This window comes from Pseudomonas oplopanacis (genome assembly GCF_057128725.1).
Window position 1 is genome coordinate 44,873 of sequence record NZ_JBSKHV010000019.1, and the last position, 15,261, is coordinate 60,133.

Sequence of the window (15,261 nt, forward strand, 5' to 3'; positions counted from 1 at the left end):
GTGCTATTAAATCTGATATTCGGAATTGTCGCGACTTGATAGTTTGCCCCCATCAATTGGGACATGGGGAAAACATCATGAGTGCATCGATGGTCACGGGGCGAGAACACCAGAGCAACTATCCGCAGAAATTTACCGAACTGACCGACAACATATTGTTTGGCGACATGTGGACGCGTACGCAATTGAAGCCGCGTGAACGCAGTCTGGCGACGGTGGCAGCGCTGGTGGCGATGTACCGGCTGGAGCAACTGCCCTTTCATTTGGAACGCGCACTGGATAACGGCCTGAGTGTCGACGAACTGGCCGAAGTCATCACCCACCTGGGGTTTTATTCCGGTTGGCCGACAGCTGCCTCGGCGCTGAGATTACTCAATGAACTACAGGCCAGGCCTGCCAAACCTCAGGAGTAATTGTGGATGCCGTTTTCACGAATTTCACTGCACCGCGGGAAGTCGGCCGACTATCTACAGGCATTGTCTGAGGGGTTGCACGCCGCCTTGGTCCAGAGCTTCGAAGTCCCTGAGACTGATCGTTTCCAGGTCATCCACCAACATGAGATTGGCGAGCTGATCTTTGATCCCCACTACCTGGGCGGGCCGCGCAGCCATGACTTTGTGCTCATCGCGATTACCGCAGGCCGTCCTCGAAGTGTCGAGACCAAACAGCAGTTTTACCGTGATCTGGTCGAGAAATTGCAGCGGGCGACAGGACTGGGCGCAGAGGACGTCATGGTGGTGATCACGACTACGGCCAGCGATGAGTGGTCGTTTGGAGGAGGGCGGCCTAACTAGCCTTCGGGTTCGTGCAGAGCCGTCATTCCATAGACGCGGGTCGCCCGTGTCTTTCAGCACCATGGCCAGGTTGATAAGGCCTGCATTCATCACATGTTGAAGAGGCAACAATGGTTCCCACTGCAATCCCGTTCGGTACCATCGATTGGTCCACTGAATCGATGGCGCGTGCCGCTCAGAAAGGCACTGCCTGCTACAGAGCGTTTACTTTGTCATTGGCGTTCATTGCTCCAGGAGCTGCCCTTTGGACAAGCAACGAGTGTTATGCCGCCCCGATTGCGGGAAAGGCCATCGTAAGAGCTTATGAGGGCAATGGAGGTGTCAGCGTTGAGTTGGTGATGTCAGGCCCACCTGAAAAAGAATGGGCGTTGCTCAGGATTCGAGGAACGGAAACGGGTGCGGCATTGCATCAAGCAAGCGTTCAGCGCTCGCCGGTTTCAACATCCTATGTAGAAAGTATCAACGGGGTTTCACGGACAATATTTTTGGTACGGATGCATCAAGGTTTTCTTCCGCGTCAAGACCAGGAGCCCTATGCACTGGGAGAAAGCACCCGACTGGAGCGACTGAGCACTATCGGCATGGAGGTTCCGAAGTTTCGGGCTGAGAAATTTGCCGCTCATCAAGCAGGAACACAGACCACGCTATCCGAAGATTTCACCGGAAGCAGTCCTTAGTCGACCGGCTCTTCTTGGCCCGGTTGCCGTCCTTCGTGACAGGTAAAAAAGACCCAAAGCTTACCTTCAGGTGGGTAAATTTTTGTCACCTTGTGATCGACATAATCCAGGACGATTCCACCACCATTTTCTAAACCTGCCTGAGCTAATGCATGGTCTTCCGGTACAGGGCCGAGCTGTTCGTATGCAAAGGACATTAGCGTCGAGATTTCCTCTATGGTGACCTGCGTTCCGTTCCCGTCTGCTCGATTGTTGTCCAAGATCTGGTCTTTGCGCACACGCTTGGGAAGCCAAGGTCGACTGTCCGCTCTTGGGTCACGCTCTACCCATTTCCTCGTACGAAGCATCGACGAACGTGATGTGCTCATCCCAAGCAGCCTCAGCTACACCCCGGATAATTTCAGCGAGCGTCTCAACATCCACCCCCTGAGCTTCGATGCAGGCCAAGCGTCCGGGCGACCAGTCGATGACGGAACACTGTGGATACTTCCCTAACAGTGCGGACAGGCTATTCGGATCATGCGATCAGGGTCAAACGTCCAGCCAGGCCCAGGCTGGGTTGCTGCGTTACTGGTCAGAAGTGCAGTCATTCTTGTTTTTCTCTTCATCGCATTACCTTAGGTTCGAACGTCTGCTCTTGGCCGATTCTGTTGAAAAAGTCGTACTCGCTTAGCCAAGGTGGCCGCCTGCATCAATGAATAGCTTGCGGAGTTTTTTTCGAGCCGCCTCTGAAAGGCGCTGTGAATAGCGTTGAAACTCTTCTTCGGCTGAGTCGGGCTTGCCGTTCATGGCCAATACAAACGCGTATGCAAGAGGATGTTGTATGTAGTTGTAGAAACCCAGGCCACCAGTCGACAAATGCTTTTTGACCCGCTCGAAAGCACCAGGCAGGTCGGCTATCGAACGAGCCTCGTTCCAAAACGATTCAGCTTTTGGAATGGCAGCCCGGAGGATATTGGGTGCGCTGGTTGCTATGACATCAGGTCCGTAGCTGTATGAGATATCAAACGCTCGATCTCGCACATCGAAAGTCAGATCAGGTCGTGCTGATTTTGACGTCCTGTGCCATTTGATTTCATTGCCGGAAAGATGGGGAACGAAGTCCAGTGACAGAGCCCATGACGGCGCTAGCGCGCCTCCTTTCCACTGCACAAGGCGAAAGAGTTGGCGAATGGGAGCATTGACGCTACGAAGTGGCGACCTCTGATGAGGCCGCCCTGTTTCGCCTGTTTGATCAGTTGCCGTTTGGCATCGACAAGTTGATGCCTTCTTTTTTCAGGGCATCCCGTACGTATTGGAATTGCTGGTACTTCGACAGCTCGATCGGCCCGTCATAACCCATGCTTTGCAGTTTGCGTGGCGGGTAATCGACGTAGGTTTTCATCAGCTTCATGATCGCCGCCGTGATCGGCACCATCGTCCAGGTACGCTCGGTAAAGTTGTTCATGAACAGGTCATAGCGCTCTTGCGGGTCTTGCCACAAGTCGAAAACCTGCGGCACGGTGGCGACATATTTTTCAGCGCCTTTCCACCCAAGGTTCGAGTCCACCGCCAGACCACCGGTTTGTGCACCATCATCGCCGCGCAAGTTGAACACGGCCTTGTAGTTCCCGACACGGGCCGCGCCCGGCGACAATTCGTTCTCGGTGAAGTAGAACCACTCCTTGCGCGGAGAAGGGCCACTGGCGGTGAGGACGGGTGTCATGTCGTAGCTGTCGAAGATAATCGGCTGACCTTCACGATCTTTCTCCGGCAGCTTCACGCCGGCAACCGAGGCGAAGGTCGCCATCAAATCCAGGCCTCCGAGTATCTCGTGGTTTTTGGTGTCCGGCTTGATCTTGTCTGGCCAGACGGCAATGGCGGGTACCCGGTTACCGCCCTCACGCACCGTGCCCTTGGTTCCGCGGAACGGGGTGTAGCCGGCATCCGGATAAACATCCTGCCAGGCGCCGTTGTCCGTGGTGTACACCACCAACGTGTTCTTATCCAGGCCGAGCGCCTTGAGCTTGTCCATGATCCGACCGATGTGGGTGTCGAGTTCGACGACCGAGTCGGCGTACTTGGACTTGGACATGGACTTATGAATGAACTCCGGTGCCGGCATGTTGGGCTGGTGCACTTTCATGAAATTGATGTTGATGAAAAAGGGTTTGTCCGATTTGGCCGCTGTGTCGAGAAACTCCAGAGCGGCTTTTTCGACGTAGTTATCAAAGAACGGAATGCCGACCACACCGGGCTTGCCGTCGACGACAGGCGTGTCGACGTACTGGCCGTTGATCTTGAATTCTTCGACCGGTTTTTCTCCCGCCTTGCCGGACAACGCGCCCTTGGTCACCCGTTGAAACATCGCTCGGGTTTCCGGGTCCATGTCGGGGAACCACGTCGGGTCAGCGTAGGTGTAGGCATTGAGGTGGTACAGGCCGACGTACTTCATCACGTCATAACCTTGCGCGTTGGGCAGCGCATAGTCGGCTTCGCCCAAATGCCATTTGCCGGTGAAATAGGTGTCATAGCCACCGGTTTTCAATACCGATGCCAACGTCCACTCGGCGGCTGGCAAACCACCACCCTGGCCCTGGAAGGCCACGGTCGTCATGCCGCTACGGTTGGGGATACGCCCGGTTTGCATGGCCGCGCGACCGGGTGTGCAGCTTGGCTGGGCGTAAAAAGAATAAAAAGTGACCCCTTCTGCCGCCAGTTGATCGATGCTCGGCGTGGGCATGCCGCGCCCGACACCACCTCCATAGGGGCCGAGGTCGCCATACCCGGTATCGTCGGAGACGATAAACAGAATGTTGGTCTTTTCCGTTTGAGCCGCGTGGGCAAGTCCGTTAAATGACAAAAGTGCAGCAAACACTATTGATAGCTTGAAACGATCCGATAGCTGTTCCATACCAGGTTTCCTCGTTGTTTCATGGTGCTGGCAACCGGGCGATGAGTGCACAACAACATTGACCCTTGGTGCATTGACCACCGAGCAATTTGCCTAGGTACTGCGTACAGAATCATTCCCCCCTTTGTGAAATGACCCTCCACAGTTAAAGGCGCAGGAAAAGTCTAGTGCGTTTTTTTCAAATAGACGGAGCGATTGCAGTGTTGGGGTGGTGTATGTAACGCCAGGATTACACACGGGATAAATACCCACCCTGAACACAATCGCCACATAAAGCGCGACTCGACTCAATAAGGACTAGGGTGTTTCATCGAGTCGCGTGCGCAACATCGCCGCAGAAAATATCGGCGTTGCCATCCTCGGGCGAGGTGCGCACGACAATGGAGTACTTGCCAGACAACAGGTCTGGCATTTTTATCGGCGCGCTTCTGTAAAAGGTCCATCCGCCGGTACCCGCATTGGGTTCGGTGTTGACCTTATCGTTCATGGCGAACGCGGCAGGCCCTGGTTGCTGGCAACTGCCTTTGTTAATGAACGTGTAGATGCGCGGCGGCAGCATGGTTCCGCTTGGAACGCCGGTTATGTAGAAGTCAAAGTTGGTTTGATTGCCTTCGCCAGTCAATGTGGTTGTGGCGGAATGACCGGGGTTTCTCGAGGTCGCCGCCAATGGAAGATTCATTGATTGGTTTGATGAGTGGGTGCAGCCGAAGAGACTTGCGCTAATCAATAGTACTGACAGGGGGGGATAGAATTTCATTGCCAACCTCCAAAAGTGGAAGAAGTGCGGTGGGGGGACTCTTGGGTATAGCTCATTCATGCGGCGTTGCGTTCTTGAATATCCCGTGCAGTCGCCAAAGTGCATGATATTTCGGCAGGCGAACCACTAACCTTGATCTTTTTTCGCTACGCTTGTCATTTGGGCCAGAAGACTTTCACGCTGACAAATTTCGGCTTCCACAACCCGTACTTCGCTCATGTAAGCCTCTACGGCGGGCGGCAGTGAGCGCTCTTTCAGGTAGATAAAGCCATAGCGGGTGCGCAGGGCGAGGTCATGAAGGGGTAGCGGTACGACCTCACCGGCGAGGAACTCTCGCTCAAACGTCGATAAATTCCCTACCGCCAAGGCGTTGCTGTGCTCGACGAATTTAACGATTTGCATGGGCACGTCTATTTCAATCGCCGGTACAAAATCACCGTTCACCGCATCGTATGCACCGGCACAGCCCAGCGTTGCCGGGAGCAGATGGGTGGCCAGTCGCAACGGAATACGCGAAGCCACCCAGGGAAAATCGAGTGTTTGTGCCAACGTCAATGCACGCTTTTGCGAGAGTAGAGGATGGCCGGGCCGACAAAACAAGCGTCCCTGGTGCTCACCCAACAGCTCACAGGTGAATTCTTCCCGGCCTTCCAGGGTACTGATTTCGGCGATCCCTAAATCCACCACTCCGGTCGCGACCTGATGAGCCACGTCTCGCCATCCGGCCACATGGGCCGTGACTTTGATGTGCGGATGCCGAGCATGCAGCCGCGCGATGCTGGTGTATCCGCTGGTGACGCTTGGATAGGGACCCAAGGCCACTTGCAGTGCGCCGATATCGCCTCCCGCCAGCAAGGCAATGTCACGCCGCAAATCTTCCTCGGCCACTAACAAGCGCCGACTTTTTTCACGCAGCAAATGGCCAAACGCCGTCAGCGCAACGCCTTCAGGGCGTCGGTCGAACAACGTGACGCCAAGTTCACTCTCCAGCAACTGGATGCTTTTACTCAGCGCCGGCTGGGATACCCCTAACGCTTTGGCCGCTCGACCAAAGTGCGCATGTTCAATCAATGCCAAAAACTGACGTAAGCGACGGGGTGTCATCTCATAACCTTTATGTTATCGAAAACTACTGAAACGGAATTTTTCGTAATGAAATGAATATGCTATTCATGGCCTGGCGGGTCAAGTCGACGCGTACCCAATAAATAAAATCGGGCGCAATTTTCCGCATTGACGCTCTTGGCAGCCCTTGGTACAGGAACCCCCTCATGCACAACAAGACCCTTCATCTGGCACTGGCAATTACGCTGGGCTGTGGCGTTAGCCCTGCGATTTTTGCTGCCGATGCAAACGGCGCAAGTTCTGATCCTTCCTCAACAAAAAGTGCGCACTTCGATAGCAAAGGCAAGCCGCCTTCGGCCTACACGATCGAACTGCAAAACGGTGTACGCAAGACACTTCCGTTCGGTGATAAACGAGATTTTGAAGAGGCCAAAAGAGGCTTTATTGCGGCACCGACCTACAACAAAATCATGGCTGAAGCCGGTAATGTCGCCTGGAACATGGGGAGCTATGACTTCCTGCTCGACGGCAAGGACTACGACAGTATCAATCCGTCCTTGCAGCGTCAGGCGATCCTCAATATGGCCTTCGGTCTGTACGAGGTGGTTCCGGAAAAGATTTACCAAGTGCGCGGGTTTGACCTGGCCAACATCACGTTCATCAAGGGCGATACGGGCTGGATTGTGTTCGATACGCTGATGTCGAAGGAAACCGCCAAGGCTGCGTTGGACTTTATCAATGAAAAACTCGGCAAGCGCCCGGTCGTAGCGGTGGTGATCTCTCACTCCCATGCCGACCATTTTGGTGGCGTGCGCGGGGTGGTCGATGAGGCCGATGTGCGCAGCGGCAAAATCCCGCTGATAGCACCCACTGGCTTCATGGAACATGCGGTGGCTGAAAACGTCTACGCCGGTAACGCAATGACCCGGCGTGCATTTTTCCAATATGGCGTACTGTTGCCGCACAGTCCTTATGGCCACGTCGACATGGCCATCGGAAAGAATGCGTCGATTGGCAACATGGGCCTGATCGAACCCAATCGCTATATCTCCAAAGATTTCGAAACCCTGACCATCGACGGCGTGGAAATGGAGTTTCAAAGTACGCCGGGCACCGAAGCGCCAGCGGAGATGAATACCTGGTTCCCGCAGTTCAAGGCATTCTGGGCCGCGGAAAACATCGTCGGCACCATCCATAACATTTACACCCTGCGCGGTGCTCTGGTCCGTGATCCACTGGTCTGGTCGAAGAACATCAACAACGCTTTGTATCGCTACGGAGAACAAGCCGACGTCATGTTCGCCGCGCACAGTTGGCCACGTTGGGGCAATGAGCGGATTCAGGACGTCATGCGCGCGCAACGCGACGCCTATGCCAACCTGAATAACGCGGTGCTGCATGCGGCTAACCAGGGCGTCACCATCAACGAGATTCACAACGTCTACAAGTTGCCGGACAGCCTGAAAAACAACTGGGCGACTCACAGCTATCACGGCTCCGAGGAGCACAACAGCCGCGCCGTGATCAACCGCTACCTGGGTTACTGGGATGCCAACCCGGCGACGCTGATGCCGCTGTCACCGAAGGATTCGGCACCCCTGTACGTGGAAATGATGGGGGGCTCGGAGAAGATCATGACCAAGGGCAAATCCTTGTTCGATCAGGGCAAATACCGCGAAGCCTATGAAATCCTGAATAAGCTGGTGTATGCCGAACCCCAAAACACCGAGGCCAAGGACTTGCTCGCGGACGTCTATGAACAGGTCGGTTATCAGAAGGAAAGTGCCGGGGTGCGTAACAGCTTCCTTGCGGCGGCGTATGAATTACGCCACGGCATGCCCAAGGGTTTACCGCCCAAAACCACCGGGCCTGACATGATTCGCGCCATGAGTACCGAGTTGTGGCTGGAGTATCTCGGCATTGCACTGGATGGCAGCAAAGTTGCGGATCAACACTTCGTCTTGAATCTCAAGACACCTGATAACGGTGAGCAGTTTGTGGTTGAGTTGAGCAATTCAACCCTGACCAATATCAAGGGGCAGCAAGCGAAAAATGCCGACCTGTCGATCACCCTTGATCGTTCTGATCTTGAAGGTGTAATGGCACGGAAAACCAGCTTCGCTCAACTCGTTGCGGCCGGCAAAGCCACCTTCACAGGCAATCACAAACCCTTCGAGCAGTTGATGGCCGCCATCACCCCGTTTACCCCCACCTTTGAGCTGCTGCCCGGCACCCAGCAGTAATCATGAAGCTACCTGCGCACCTGATGACACCGGGTGCGCGATCAAAGCCCTTGGGCGTAGTGTTCGTCGCTGACCTGTTCCATCCAGTCGACCACTTTGCCGTCCAGCACTTCGGCAATGGCGATGTGAGTCATTGCAGTGGTGTCGCTCGCCCCATGCCAGTGTTTGACATCAGGTGGAATCCACACGGTGTCACCCGGTTTGATTGAGCGAACCGGTTGCCCCCGCGCCTGCACCAGGCCGGCCCCTGCGGTGACGATCAAAGTCTGGCCTAGCGGGTGAGTGTGCCAGGCAGTGCGAGCGCCCGGTTCGAAGGTCACGGTGGCGCCGCTGACCCGAGCCTGTTCTGTCCCCTTGAACGGCGCGTCGACACGGACAGTGCCCGTAAAGTAATCGGCGGGTCCTTTGGCAGATGGCTGCGAGCCGTTCGGGTTAATGACGAGCATGGATTTCCCCCTCTGTGGGTGCATCTAAAGCGAGCCACGACAGCGATAACGCCATGGCCGCGAGATTTTTCATGATTGGAACGAGGTCTAAAATCTATCAGCTCCTCATTAAGAGGATTAGTCGCTAGAATCCGAAAATACTTATGTGGAGCTCTCATCAATGCTCAGGGAAAACGCCAGTGATCTGCTTGCCTTCCTCGCCGTTGCCAGGGAGCGCAGTTTCACCAAAGCCGCTGCCAGGCTCGGGGTCTCCCAATCCGCGTTGAGCCACACGATTCGGGGCCTGGAAGCGCGACTTGGGCTGCGTTTGTTGACGCGAACCACGCGCAGCGTTTCGCCCACCGAGGCAGGCGAACGTCTGATGAGGAGGGTGGGGCCCCACTTCGAGGAAATCGAAATAGAACTGGCGGGCCTGAGTGATCTGCGCGATACCCCCGCGGGCAATATCCGTATCAACGCGATGGACCATGTGCTGGATCAGATCATTCGGCCTGTGCTGAAAGACTTCCTCCCCAAGTACCCGGACATCTCGGTGGAAGTCTGTTGCGATTACAGCTTCGTCGACATTGCCGCACAGGGCTTTGATGCCGGGGTCAGGCTGGGCGAGGACGTGGCCGAAGGCATGATTGCCACGCGTATCGGGCCGGACATGCGCATGGCGGTGGTGGGGTCTCCCGGCTACTTTGCCAACCGTGAATTACCCACGACGCCTCGGGCGCTCACGGATCATTTGTGCAACAACCTGCGGCTACCCACGAACGGCGGTCTGTATGCCTGGGAGTTCGCAAAAGAGGGCGAACGCCTCAAGGTTCGCGTGTCAGGCCAAGTGACCTACAACGGTGTTTATCAGCTGTTGGACGCGGCACTCGATGGTTTCGGATTGAGCTATGTTCCCCATGACCTGGTGACGCCTCATCTCAAGGCCGGACGCCTGATTCAAGTGCTGGAAGACTGGTCGCCGTGGTTTGCCGGCTTTCATCTCTACTACCCGAGTCGCCGTCAGGCGTCGCCTGCGTTTGCGTTGTTGGTGGAGGCGTTGCGTTACAAGAACCCATCCTCGTCAACGTCCTGAGTGCCACAAGACCCAGGAAAATTGCACATTGATCACTGTTGCCTACGCTTAGTCCTTGCGTTGTCGATTCCGGGTGATGAGCAATGGATTTAATACAGCGTTGGGGTTACACCTCGTCGGCAGTGTTCGCTTCGTTGTGCTTCGTGCCCTTGGCCCAGGCTGAGGATTCGGCGGAACTGGCCAAACAAGCCCTCAACCCGGTGGCCGCCATGTACAGCCTGCCGGTGCAGTACAACTGGGACCAGAAAATGGGGCCGACCGGGGAGGGCATGCACAGCGTGACCAATATCCAGCCGGTGCTGCCGTTTACCCTCAACGATGACTGGAACCTGATTTCGCGCACCATCCTGCCGGTCATCGATCAACACGGTCTGGCGCCCAATGGTGCGGCGGACAAGTCCGGGGTCGGTGATATCACCCAGAGCTTTTTCTTTTCGCCGAAAAAGCCCACGGACAGTGGCTGGATACTCGGCGTCGGCCCGGCGATATTGATCCCCACCGGCAGTGATGAATTGCTCGGTAGCGAGCAGTGGGGGATCGGCCCGACGGCCGTTGCGTTGAAACAGGCCAATGGCTGGACTCACGGGATACTCGCCAACCATATCTGGGGCCTGGACGGCAGCCCGCCGGACGGCAAGGAAAAGGTCAACCAGACCTTCCTGCAACCTTTCCTGTCCTATACAACCAGCACCTTCACGACTTACGGGGTGAACACCGAATCCACCTATAACTGGCAGTCACGCGAATGGTCTGTGCCGGTCAATCTGACGGTCACACAACTGTTGAAAATCGGCGGGCAGCCACTGACGGTGCAAGCCGGGCCACGCTACTGGCTCGACAGCCCGGATGACGGGGCGCAGGGGTGGGGGTTTCGTTTCGCCGTGACGTTGTTGTTCCCTCGCTGAGGCAAATGCGACTGCAAGAGGTGAAGGATTGCAAACGACCCAAAGGAGACGCTCGCAAGCGTCTCTCGTCTCTGGATAGTTTTACGTGTAGTAGGGTTTGTCGCCGATGATGGCCGCGCGCTCCATCTTGCGATGGCAGGGTGGATAATCCATGACCGCATAGTGCTGGGTGCAGCGGTTATCCCATATTGCCATGCTGTTTTTCTTCCAGCGCCAGCGCACTTGGTACTCGGGGTTGTAGGCCTGACTAATCAGATACTGCAGCAGGTCGACGCCTCTTTGGTTGTAGTCCTGGCCGACACGGACACGTCCTTGGGCGTGGTAATTGACGAAATGCGTAGCGTAGGCAGCGACGAATAGCACCTTCTCGCCAGTTTCGGGATGGGTACGAACCACCGGATGCTCGGCATCCGGGTACTGCGCCTTCATGGCCAGGCGTTTTTCCTTTGGCATGGCCGCAGCGAAGGAAGAATTGAAGCTGTGATTGGCGATCAAACTATCGATTTCCTGCTTCACATCCGCGGGCAGCTTGTCATAAGCCAGCACCATGTTGGCCCACATGGTGTCACCCCCTGTCGGCGGGCATTCGATGCAGCGCAGCACGGCACCCATCGGCGGCGACTCACGCCAGGTGGCATCGCAGTGCCACGCATTCTCGTAGCGATCCGCTGGATTTTCCGGGGTCTTGTAGATCTGTACAAGACCAGGAGCCTCTGGGTGGCTGGGGAGCATGGGGTGGGTGACGTCAGGCAAGTCGATGAGGTGCTCTTACGGTTTACTCAGGCGATGGGGCTCGGGTGTCGCCTTGCTCTCTTGATAGGACACCGCCCAACCCGAAGGTGTCTTGCTAAAGTGGCTGCGGAACCAGCGTGAAAAGTCACCGGCAGAGGAAAATCCGAGCAGTTCGGCAACCTCATACAATCGGCGTTTACTGTTGGCCAGATACTCTTCGGCGAGTTCGGCGCGCACAGCATTGATGATCGTGGTGACACTCTCACCCTCTACCGCCAGGTGTCGGTTAAGGGTGCGTCGATGCATGCCAAGGTGCTGGGCGATCGCATCGACAGAACACAGCCCGCTTGGCAGCAGCATCTTGACGATCTGACGGACCCGCTGCGCCGGCTCGTCACGCAGGTTAGCCAACTGCATGTCCAGCGCTCGCTTGACCTCGCGATGCAGCGCTGGATCCGCTTCGGGGATGGCCATGTCCAGATCGCGTCCGCGACAAACGATGGCATTGAATTCCTGCGAGAACTCGATCGCCGTTCCCAACACACGGTGGTGTACTTCCAGACTGGCAGGGTTTTCGTGAGTGAAGCAGACCCTTACCGGTCGGAAGGTGTAGTTGCTCAGAATGCACAACGTGCGCAGGATAATCCCGGTTGCCTGTTCAATCGCCTGGCGCCAGACGCCATGATGGCCCTGCATGTTCACACCCACATGCAGCAGGGTCAGATCGCCTACATCCTCAAGCCACAAATGCACGCCGGCATTCTGCAGTCGCGTATAGCGAAAGCAGGATTGCAGGGCGGCGCGAAGTGTTGGCTCTTCGCGGATAAGCAGCGCCAGCATGCCAAAGTTGGAAAGGTGCCTTTTTTCCGCTAGCAACAAGCCGAAGGACTCCTGGCCGGACAAGCGGGCTGACTCCTCCAGCAGCCATCCGACCGAATCGCTACTGATCATGATATTCGGATCGTCGAGGGCACTGGCCGGCAGCTTGGCCATGCGTAGCATGCGAAAAGGATCGAGCCCCACTGAACGGGCAATCTGCTCATAGTTGGTGAGGCTGGCACTTCGCGTCAGGGTATACATGCTGTCCCTCGTGTCCCAATTTCACCAGATTGTGTCCTGCGGAGCTTAGTGCAGGATGCCTGTGAGAGCTACCTTCAGGCTTCTGAAATGGAGGTCACTACGGGTGTTTTTTTCGGCGACTGTACCAGCAGTCGCCGTTTTTTTGGTTCATCACGAATGGTCGGGTTTCTGCGCACTACGCCATGCCGCCGGTGGCATGCCGAACTGGTTGACGAACCAGCGGGTAAAGGAGCTGGCCATCGAAAAGCCGAACATGTCGGCGATGCTGCTCATCGAGTTGTTCGGGTTCTCCAGATAACGCAGCGCCAGGTCGCGGCGCACGTCGTTGATCAGGTCGTTGAAGACACAGCCGTCGTCCTGCAGACGGCGTTGAAAGGTGCGCACGCTCATGCCCTGTGACTGGGCAATCTGCTCGAGGGTGGCGCGCCCCATGGGCAACAACAGGTAGATGGCCTTGCGCACCTCGAACAACATCGAGGTGCTTTCATTGCCCGGCAGCGAATCGACGTAGTCTTGGGCATAACGGGCCATGGCCGGGTCGGCATGCGGGTTGATCATGTCGAGACTGGCGTCGGAGCAAACAATGCCGTTGAACTCGCTGCCGAACTCCAGATTGCACCCGAACAGCCGCCGATGCCGGTGCAGGCTGACCGGCGGCGGGTGCATGAAGTTGACGCTGTAGGGGCGCCACTGCGAACCGAGCAGCGTCGAGCACATACGGAACAGCACGCCGATGACCAACTCCGTGGCCTGGCGATTGGGCAGCAGGGATTCGCTGACCATCTCTGCACGAATGATCACCATCCTGCCGGCCTCTTCTACGTGGATTGCCAGCGAATAGTTCATCAGGTGACGGTAGCGCTCCATCACCTGCAAGGCATCGCGCAGGGTGCGTTGATGGCTGAGCAGCAGGCTGACCACGCCGAAATCCGAAAGCTGACGCGACTCGGCCATGCTCAGGCCGAAGGTCTGGCAACCGCTGGCGGCGGCCGAATCCTCCAGCAGGCGCACGACGGCATCAATCGGAATACGGTATTCGGGGGCTTGCAGCTGAGCCTTGTTCAGGCCGGCAACGGCCAACACGTCACGCGGGTTGAATCCCAGGTCCTGGGTGACTTCCAGGTATTTGGTCAAGACGGCGGCGCGAACAAGCTTGGGCATGAGTAGGAGACCTCCCTCGGCCGATGGCGGCGTTTCTTTTTCATCGAAGAGGTGATGAACGAGAAGACGGCGCGTGTGGACGTACTGATTGCGCTAGCGATCTTCAACCCTGGTCTGGCGCAGGGCAGACCAGGGAGCGCGGTCACATTATAGGGAGCACGAACGCGACCTCATGGGCAGGGTGGGACAGTTTTTTCGCGTATTGGGACACTGCTGACGGACCAAGGCTGGCGGCGACTGGCGCAGATCCGTAGGCGTTCGCGCTGTCCCAATTTCACAATACTGTGTCCTGCAAAGCTCAGTGCGCGACCCTCTCTCGGCGCTACCTTCAGGCCTACAACTAATAAGATGGAGGTAGATAATGGAGACGCGCACTGCAACGCGTATTGGTCAGCGGCTCGCCGCAATGGCGCAGGTGAATGCCGATGACCCCGATGCATTCAACCACTGCTTTGCCGAGGTAAACGGCATCCACATGCATTACATCGACGAGGGGCAGGGCCCGCTCGTCATCCTGCTGCACGGTTTCCCTTACCTTTGGTACATGTGGCGGCGCCAGATCGTGGCATTGGCCGAGGCCGGCTATCGAGTGGTCGTGCCGGATCAAAGAGGGTTCGGGCAATCGGACCGACCCGATGCCATCGAAGCCTATGACATGAGCCAGGCCGTCGGCGACATGGTGGGTTTGATGGCGGCTTTGGGCGAAACGTCCGCGGTCATCATCGGCCATGACTTGGGTGCCTGGGTGGCCCAGGCGGCGGCCCTGTTGCGACCGGATCTGATCCGTGGCCTGGTGATGCTCAATACACCGATACCGCCGCGCGGCAAGGTCAAACCGACCGTAAGTTTGCAGGCCATGGCGAAAGGAAGGGTCTACCACCACCTGTATTTCCAGCAGCTCGACAAGCCGGATCGCGAACTGGCCCATGATCCGCGCAAGACCTTGAGCAGCGTCTTTTACTCGATCTCCGGCAGCGCCGTCGGTGCCGAACGCTGGCGTCTGTTCGTCGAGGCCGGCGAACCCATTCTCAATGCCTTCACCGAGCCAAAGGGGGATTTTCCGTCCTGGTTGAGCCCGCAGTCGCTCGACTTCTACGTCGCCGAGTACACGCGCACGGGGTTTACCGGTGCCCTGAACTATTACCGCTGTCGCGACCGAAATTGGGAAATCACCGCGTTTCTCGACGGCGCGAAGGTAAGCCAGCCGAGCCTGTTCATCGGGGGTGCTGCCGACCCTTCCCTGGAGCCGGTCGAAATCCGTGGTCTCTACGACCAGATGGACGCCTATCTGCCCGCATTGCGCAAAAAGGTTCTGCTACCGGGTGTGGGGCATAGCGCCGCAGAAGAAAGCCCCGCTCAGGTCAACGAATTGCTTCTGGAGTTTCTTGAGCAGTTGGAGCGCTAGGCGCGAGGATTTTGCACGGTGTGTGGCCGCG

16 protein-coding genes are annotated in these 15,261 nt (G+C 56.8%); 7 read left to right on the plus strand and 9 right to left on the minus strand.

Features of this window, described 5'->3' with window-relative positions; all coding sequences use genetic code 11:
* The first annotated feature begins 77 nt into the window (after positions 1-77).
* The 3 genes from ACWKV5_RS26815 (at position 78) to ACWKV5_RS26825 (ending at position 1,471) form a co-directional block, all read left to right on the plus strand.
* Positions 78-413, plus strand: a complete 336-nt coding sequence (locus tag ACWKV5_RS26815) for a carboxymuconolactone decarboxylase family protein (RefSeq protein ID WP_483843708.1) — start codon at positions 78-80, stop codon at positions 411-413.
* Positions 414-419: 6 nt separating this feature from the next.
* A complete protein-coding gene (locus ACWKV5_RS26820; RefSeq protein ID WP_483843709.1) occupies positions 420-794 on the plus strand; it encodes a tautomerase family protein in 375 nt (124 codons plus the stop codon).
* Between the two features lie 110 nt (positions 795-904).
* Positions 905-1,471: a hypothetical protein gene (locus ACWKV5_RS26825; protein ID WP_483843710.1), complete on the plus strand. Its 567-nt coding sequence runs from the start codon at positions 905-907 to the stop codon at positions 1,469-1,471.
* On the opposite strand, the gene ACWKV5_RS26830 is transcribed toward ACWKV5_RS26825, so the two are convergent.
* The 5 genes from ACWKV5_RS26830 to ACWKV5_RS26850 all read right to left on the minus strand — a co-directional run bounded on the left by ACWKV5_RS26830 (position 1,468) and on the right by ACWKV5_RS26850 (position 6,225).
* Complete coding sequence (locus tag ACWKV5_RS26830; RefSeq protein ID WP_483843711.1) at positions 1,468-1,731, minus strand: hypothetical protein; 264 nt, start codon at positions 1,729-1,731, stop codon at positions 1,468-1,470. The genes ACWKV5_RS26825 and ACWKV5_RS26830 overlap by 4 nt on opposite strands.
* A gap of 409 nt (positions 1,732-2,140) precedes the next feature.
* Positions 2,141-2,623 carry a hypothetical protein gene (locus tag ACWKV5_RS26835; protein ID WP_483843712.1) on the minus strand — a complete coding sequence of 161 codons (483 nt, stop codon included), beginning with the start codon at positions 2,621-2,623 and terminating at the stop codon, positions 2,141-2,143.
* Positions 2,624-2,705: 82 nt separating this feature from the next.
* Positions 2,706-4,364, minus strand: a complete 1,659-nt coding sequence (locus tag ACWKV5_RS26840; protein ID WP_483843713.1) for an arylsulfatase — start codon at positions 4,362-4,364, stop codon at positions 2,706-2,708.
* 307 nt (positions 4,365-4,671) lie between these two features.
* Positions 4,672-5,121 (minus strand): hypothetical protein, encoded by a 450-nt coding sequence (locus ACWKV5_RS26845; protein WP_483843714.1) that lies wholly within the window; start codon positions 5,119-5,121, stop codon positions 4,672-4,674.
* A gap of 126 nt (positions 5,122-5,247) precedes the next feature.
* Positions 5,248-6,225, minus strand: coding sequence for a LysR family transcriptional regulator (locus tag ACWKV5_RS26850; protein WP_483843715.1), 978 nt, complete (start codon positions 6,223-6,225; stop codon positions 5,248-5,250).
* A gap of 167 nt (positions 6,226-6,392) precedes the next feature.
* On the opposite strand from ACWKV5_RS26850, the gene ACWKV5_RS26855 reads away from it, so the two are divergent.
* A complete protein-coding gene (locus ACWKV5_RS26855) occupies positions 6,393-8,429 on the plus strand; it encodes an alkyl/aryl-sulfatase (protein WP_483843716.1) in 2,037 nt (678 codons plus the stop codon).
* Positions 8,430-8,470: 41 nt separating this feature from the next.
* Here ACWKV5_RS26855 and ACWKV5_RS26860 read toward each other — a convergent pair whose 3' ends face one another.
* Positions 8,471-8,875: a (R)-mandelonitrile lyase gene (locus tag ACWKV5_RS26860; RefSeq protein ID WP_483843717.1), complete on the minus strand. Its 405-nt coding sequence runs from the start codon at positions 8,873-8,875 to the stop codon at positions 8,471-8,473.
* Positions 8,876-9,035: 160 nt separating this feature from the next.
* Between ACWKV5_RS26860 and ACWKV5_RS26865 the strand changes: the two genes are divergently transcribed.
* Both ACWKV5_RS26865 and ACWKV5_RS26870 read left to right on the plus strand, forming a co-directional pair.
* Positions 9,036-9,947, plus strand: a complete 912-nt coding sequence (locus ACWKV5_RS26865; RefSeq protein WP_483843718.1) for a LysR family transcriptional regulator — start codon at positions 9,036-9,038, stop codon at positions 9,945-9,947.
* Between the two features lie 83 nt (positions 9,948-10,030).
* A complete protein-coding gene (locus ACWKV5_RS26870) occupies positions 10,031-10,852 on the plus strand; it encodes a transporter (protein WP_483843719.1) in 822 nt (273 codons plus the stop codon).
* A gap of 81 nt (positions 10,853-10,933) precedes the next feature.
* Here the strand turns inward: ACWKV5_RS26870 and ACWKV5_RS26875 are convergent, their stop codons facing one another.
* From ACWKV5_RS26875 to ACWKV5_RS26885, 3 genes are all read right to left on the minus strand, one after another.
* Complete coding sequence (locus ACWKV5_RS26875; RefSeq protein WP_483843746.1) at positions 10,934-11,584, minus strand: TauD/TfdA dioxygenase family protein; 651 nt, start codon at positions 11,582-11,584, stop codon at positions 10,934-10,936.
* Positions 11,585-11,620: 36 nt separating this feature from the next.
* Positions 11,621-12,664: an AraC family transcriptional regulator gene (locus ACWKV5_RS26880; protein ID WP_483843720.1), complete on the minus strand. Its 1,044-nt coding sequence runs from the start codon at positions 12,662-12,664 to the stop codon at positions 11,621-11,623.
* 150 nt (positions 12,665-12,814) lie between these two features.
* Entirely contained in the window at positions 12,815-13,825 is a 1,011-nt protein-coding gene (locus tag ACWKV5_RS26885; protein WP_483843721.1) for an AraC family transcriptional regulator, read from the minus strand.
* Between the two features lie 361 nt (positions 13,826-14,186).
* On the opposite strand from ACWKV5_RS26885, the gene ACWKV5_RS26890 reads away from it, so the two are divergent.
* Positions 14,187-15,230, plus strand: a complete 1,044-nt coding sequence (locus ACWKV5_RS26890) for an alpha/beta hydrolase (RefSeq protein ID WP_483843722.1) — start codon at positions 14,187-14,189, stop codon at positions 15,228-15,230.
* The last annotated feature ends 31 nt before the right edge of the window (positions 15,231-15,261 follow it).

What these genes read in the sequence shown, in the direction of transcription:
- ACWKV5_RS26845 (WP_483843714.1), bottom strand. Translation starts at nt 5,121, where the DNA reads ATGAAATTCTATCCCCCCCTGTCAGTACTATTGATTAGCGCAAGTCTC.
- ACWKV5_RS26885 (WP_483843721.1), bottom strand. Translation starts at nt 13,825, where the DNA reads ATGCCCAAGCTTGTTCGCGCCGCCGTCTTGACCAAATACCTGGAAGTC.
- ACWKV5_RS26825 (WP_483843710.1), top strand. Translation starts at nt 905, where the DNA reads ATGGTTCCCACTGCAATCCCGTTCGGTACCATCGATTGGTCCACTGAA.
- ACWKV5_RS26860 (WP_483843717.1), bottom strand. Translation starts at nt 8,875, where the DNA reads ATGCTCGTCATTAACCCGAACGGCTCGCAGCCATCTGCCAAAGGACCC.
- ACWKV5_RS26870 (WP_483843719.1), top strand. Translation starts at nt 10,031, where the DNA reads ATGGATTTAATACAGCGTTGGGGTTACACCTCGTCGGCAGTGTTCGCT.
- ACWKV5_RS26820 (WP_483843709.1), top strand. Translation starts at nt 420, where the DNA reads ATGCCGTTTTCACGAATTTCACTGCACCGCGGGAAGTCGGCCGACTAT.
- ACWKV5_RS26850 (WP_483843715.1), bottom strand. Translation starts at nt 6,225, where the DNA reads ATGACACCCCGTCGCTTACGTCAGTTTTTGGCATTGATTGAACATGCG.
- ACWKV5_RS26890 (WP_483843722.1), top strand. Translation starts at nt 14,187, where the DNA reads ATGGAGACGCGCACTGCAACGCGTATTGGTCAGCGGCTCGCCGCAATG.
- ACWKV5_RS26815 (WP_483843708.1), top strand. Translation starts at nt 78, where the DNA reads ATGAGTGCATCGATGGTCACGGGGCGAGAACACCAGAGCAACTATCCG.
- ACWKV5_RS26840 (WP_483843713.1), bottom strand. Translation starts at nt 4,364, where the DNA reads ATGGAACAGCTATCGGATCGTTTCAAGCTATCAATAGTGTTTGCTGCA.
- ACWKV5_RS26855 (WP_483843716.1), top strand. Translation starts at nt 6,393, where the DNA reads ATGCACAACAAGACCCTTCATCTGGCACTGGCAATTACGCTGGGCTGT.
- ACWKV5_RS26865 (WP_483843718.1), top strand. Translation starts at nt 9,036, where the DNA reads ATGCTCAGGGAAAACGCCAGTGATCTGCTTGCCTTCCTCGCCGTTGCC.
- ACWKV5_RS26875 (WP_483843746.1), bottom strand. Translation starts at nt 11,584, where the DNA reads ATGCTCCCCAGCCACCCAGAGGCTCCTGGTCTTGTACAGATCTACAAG.
- ACWKV5_RS26880 (WP_483843720.1), bottom strand. Translation starts at nt 12,664, where the DNA reads ATGTATACCCTGACGCGAAGTGCCAGCCTCACCAACTATGAGCAGATT.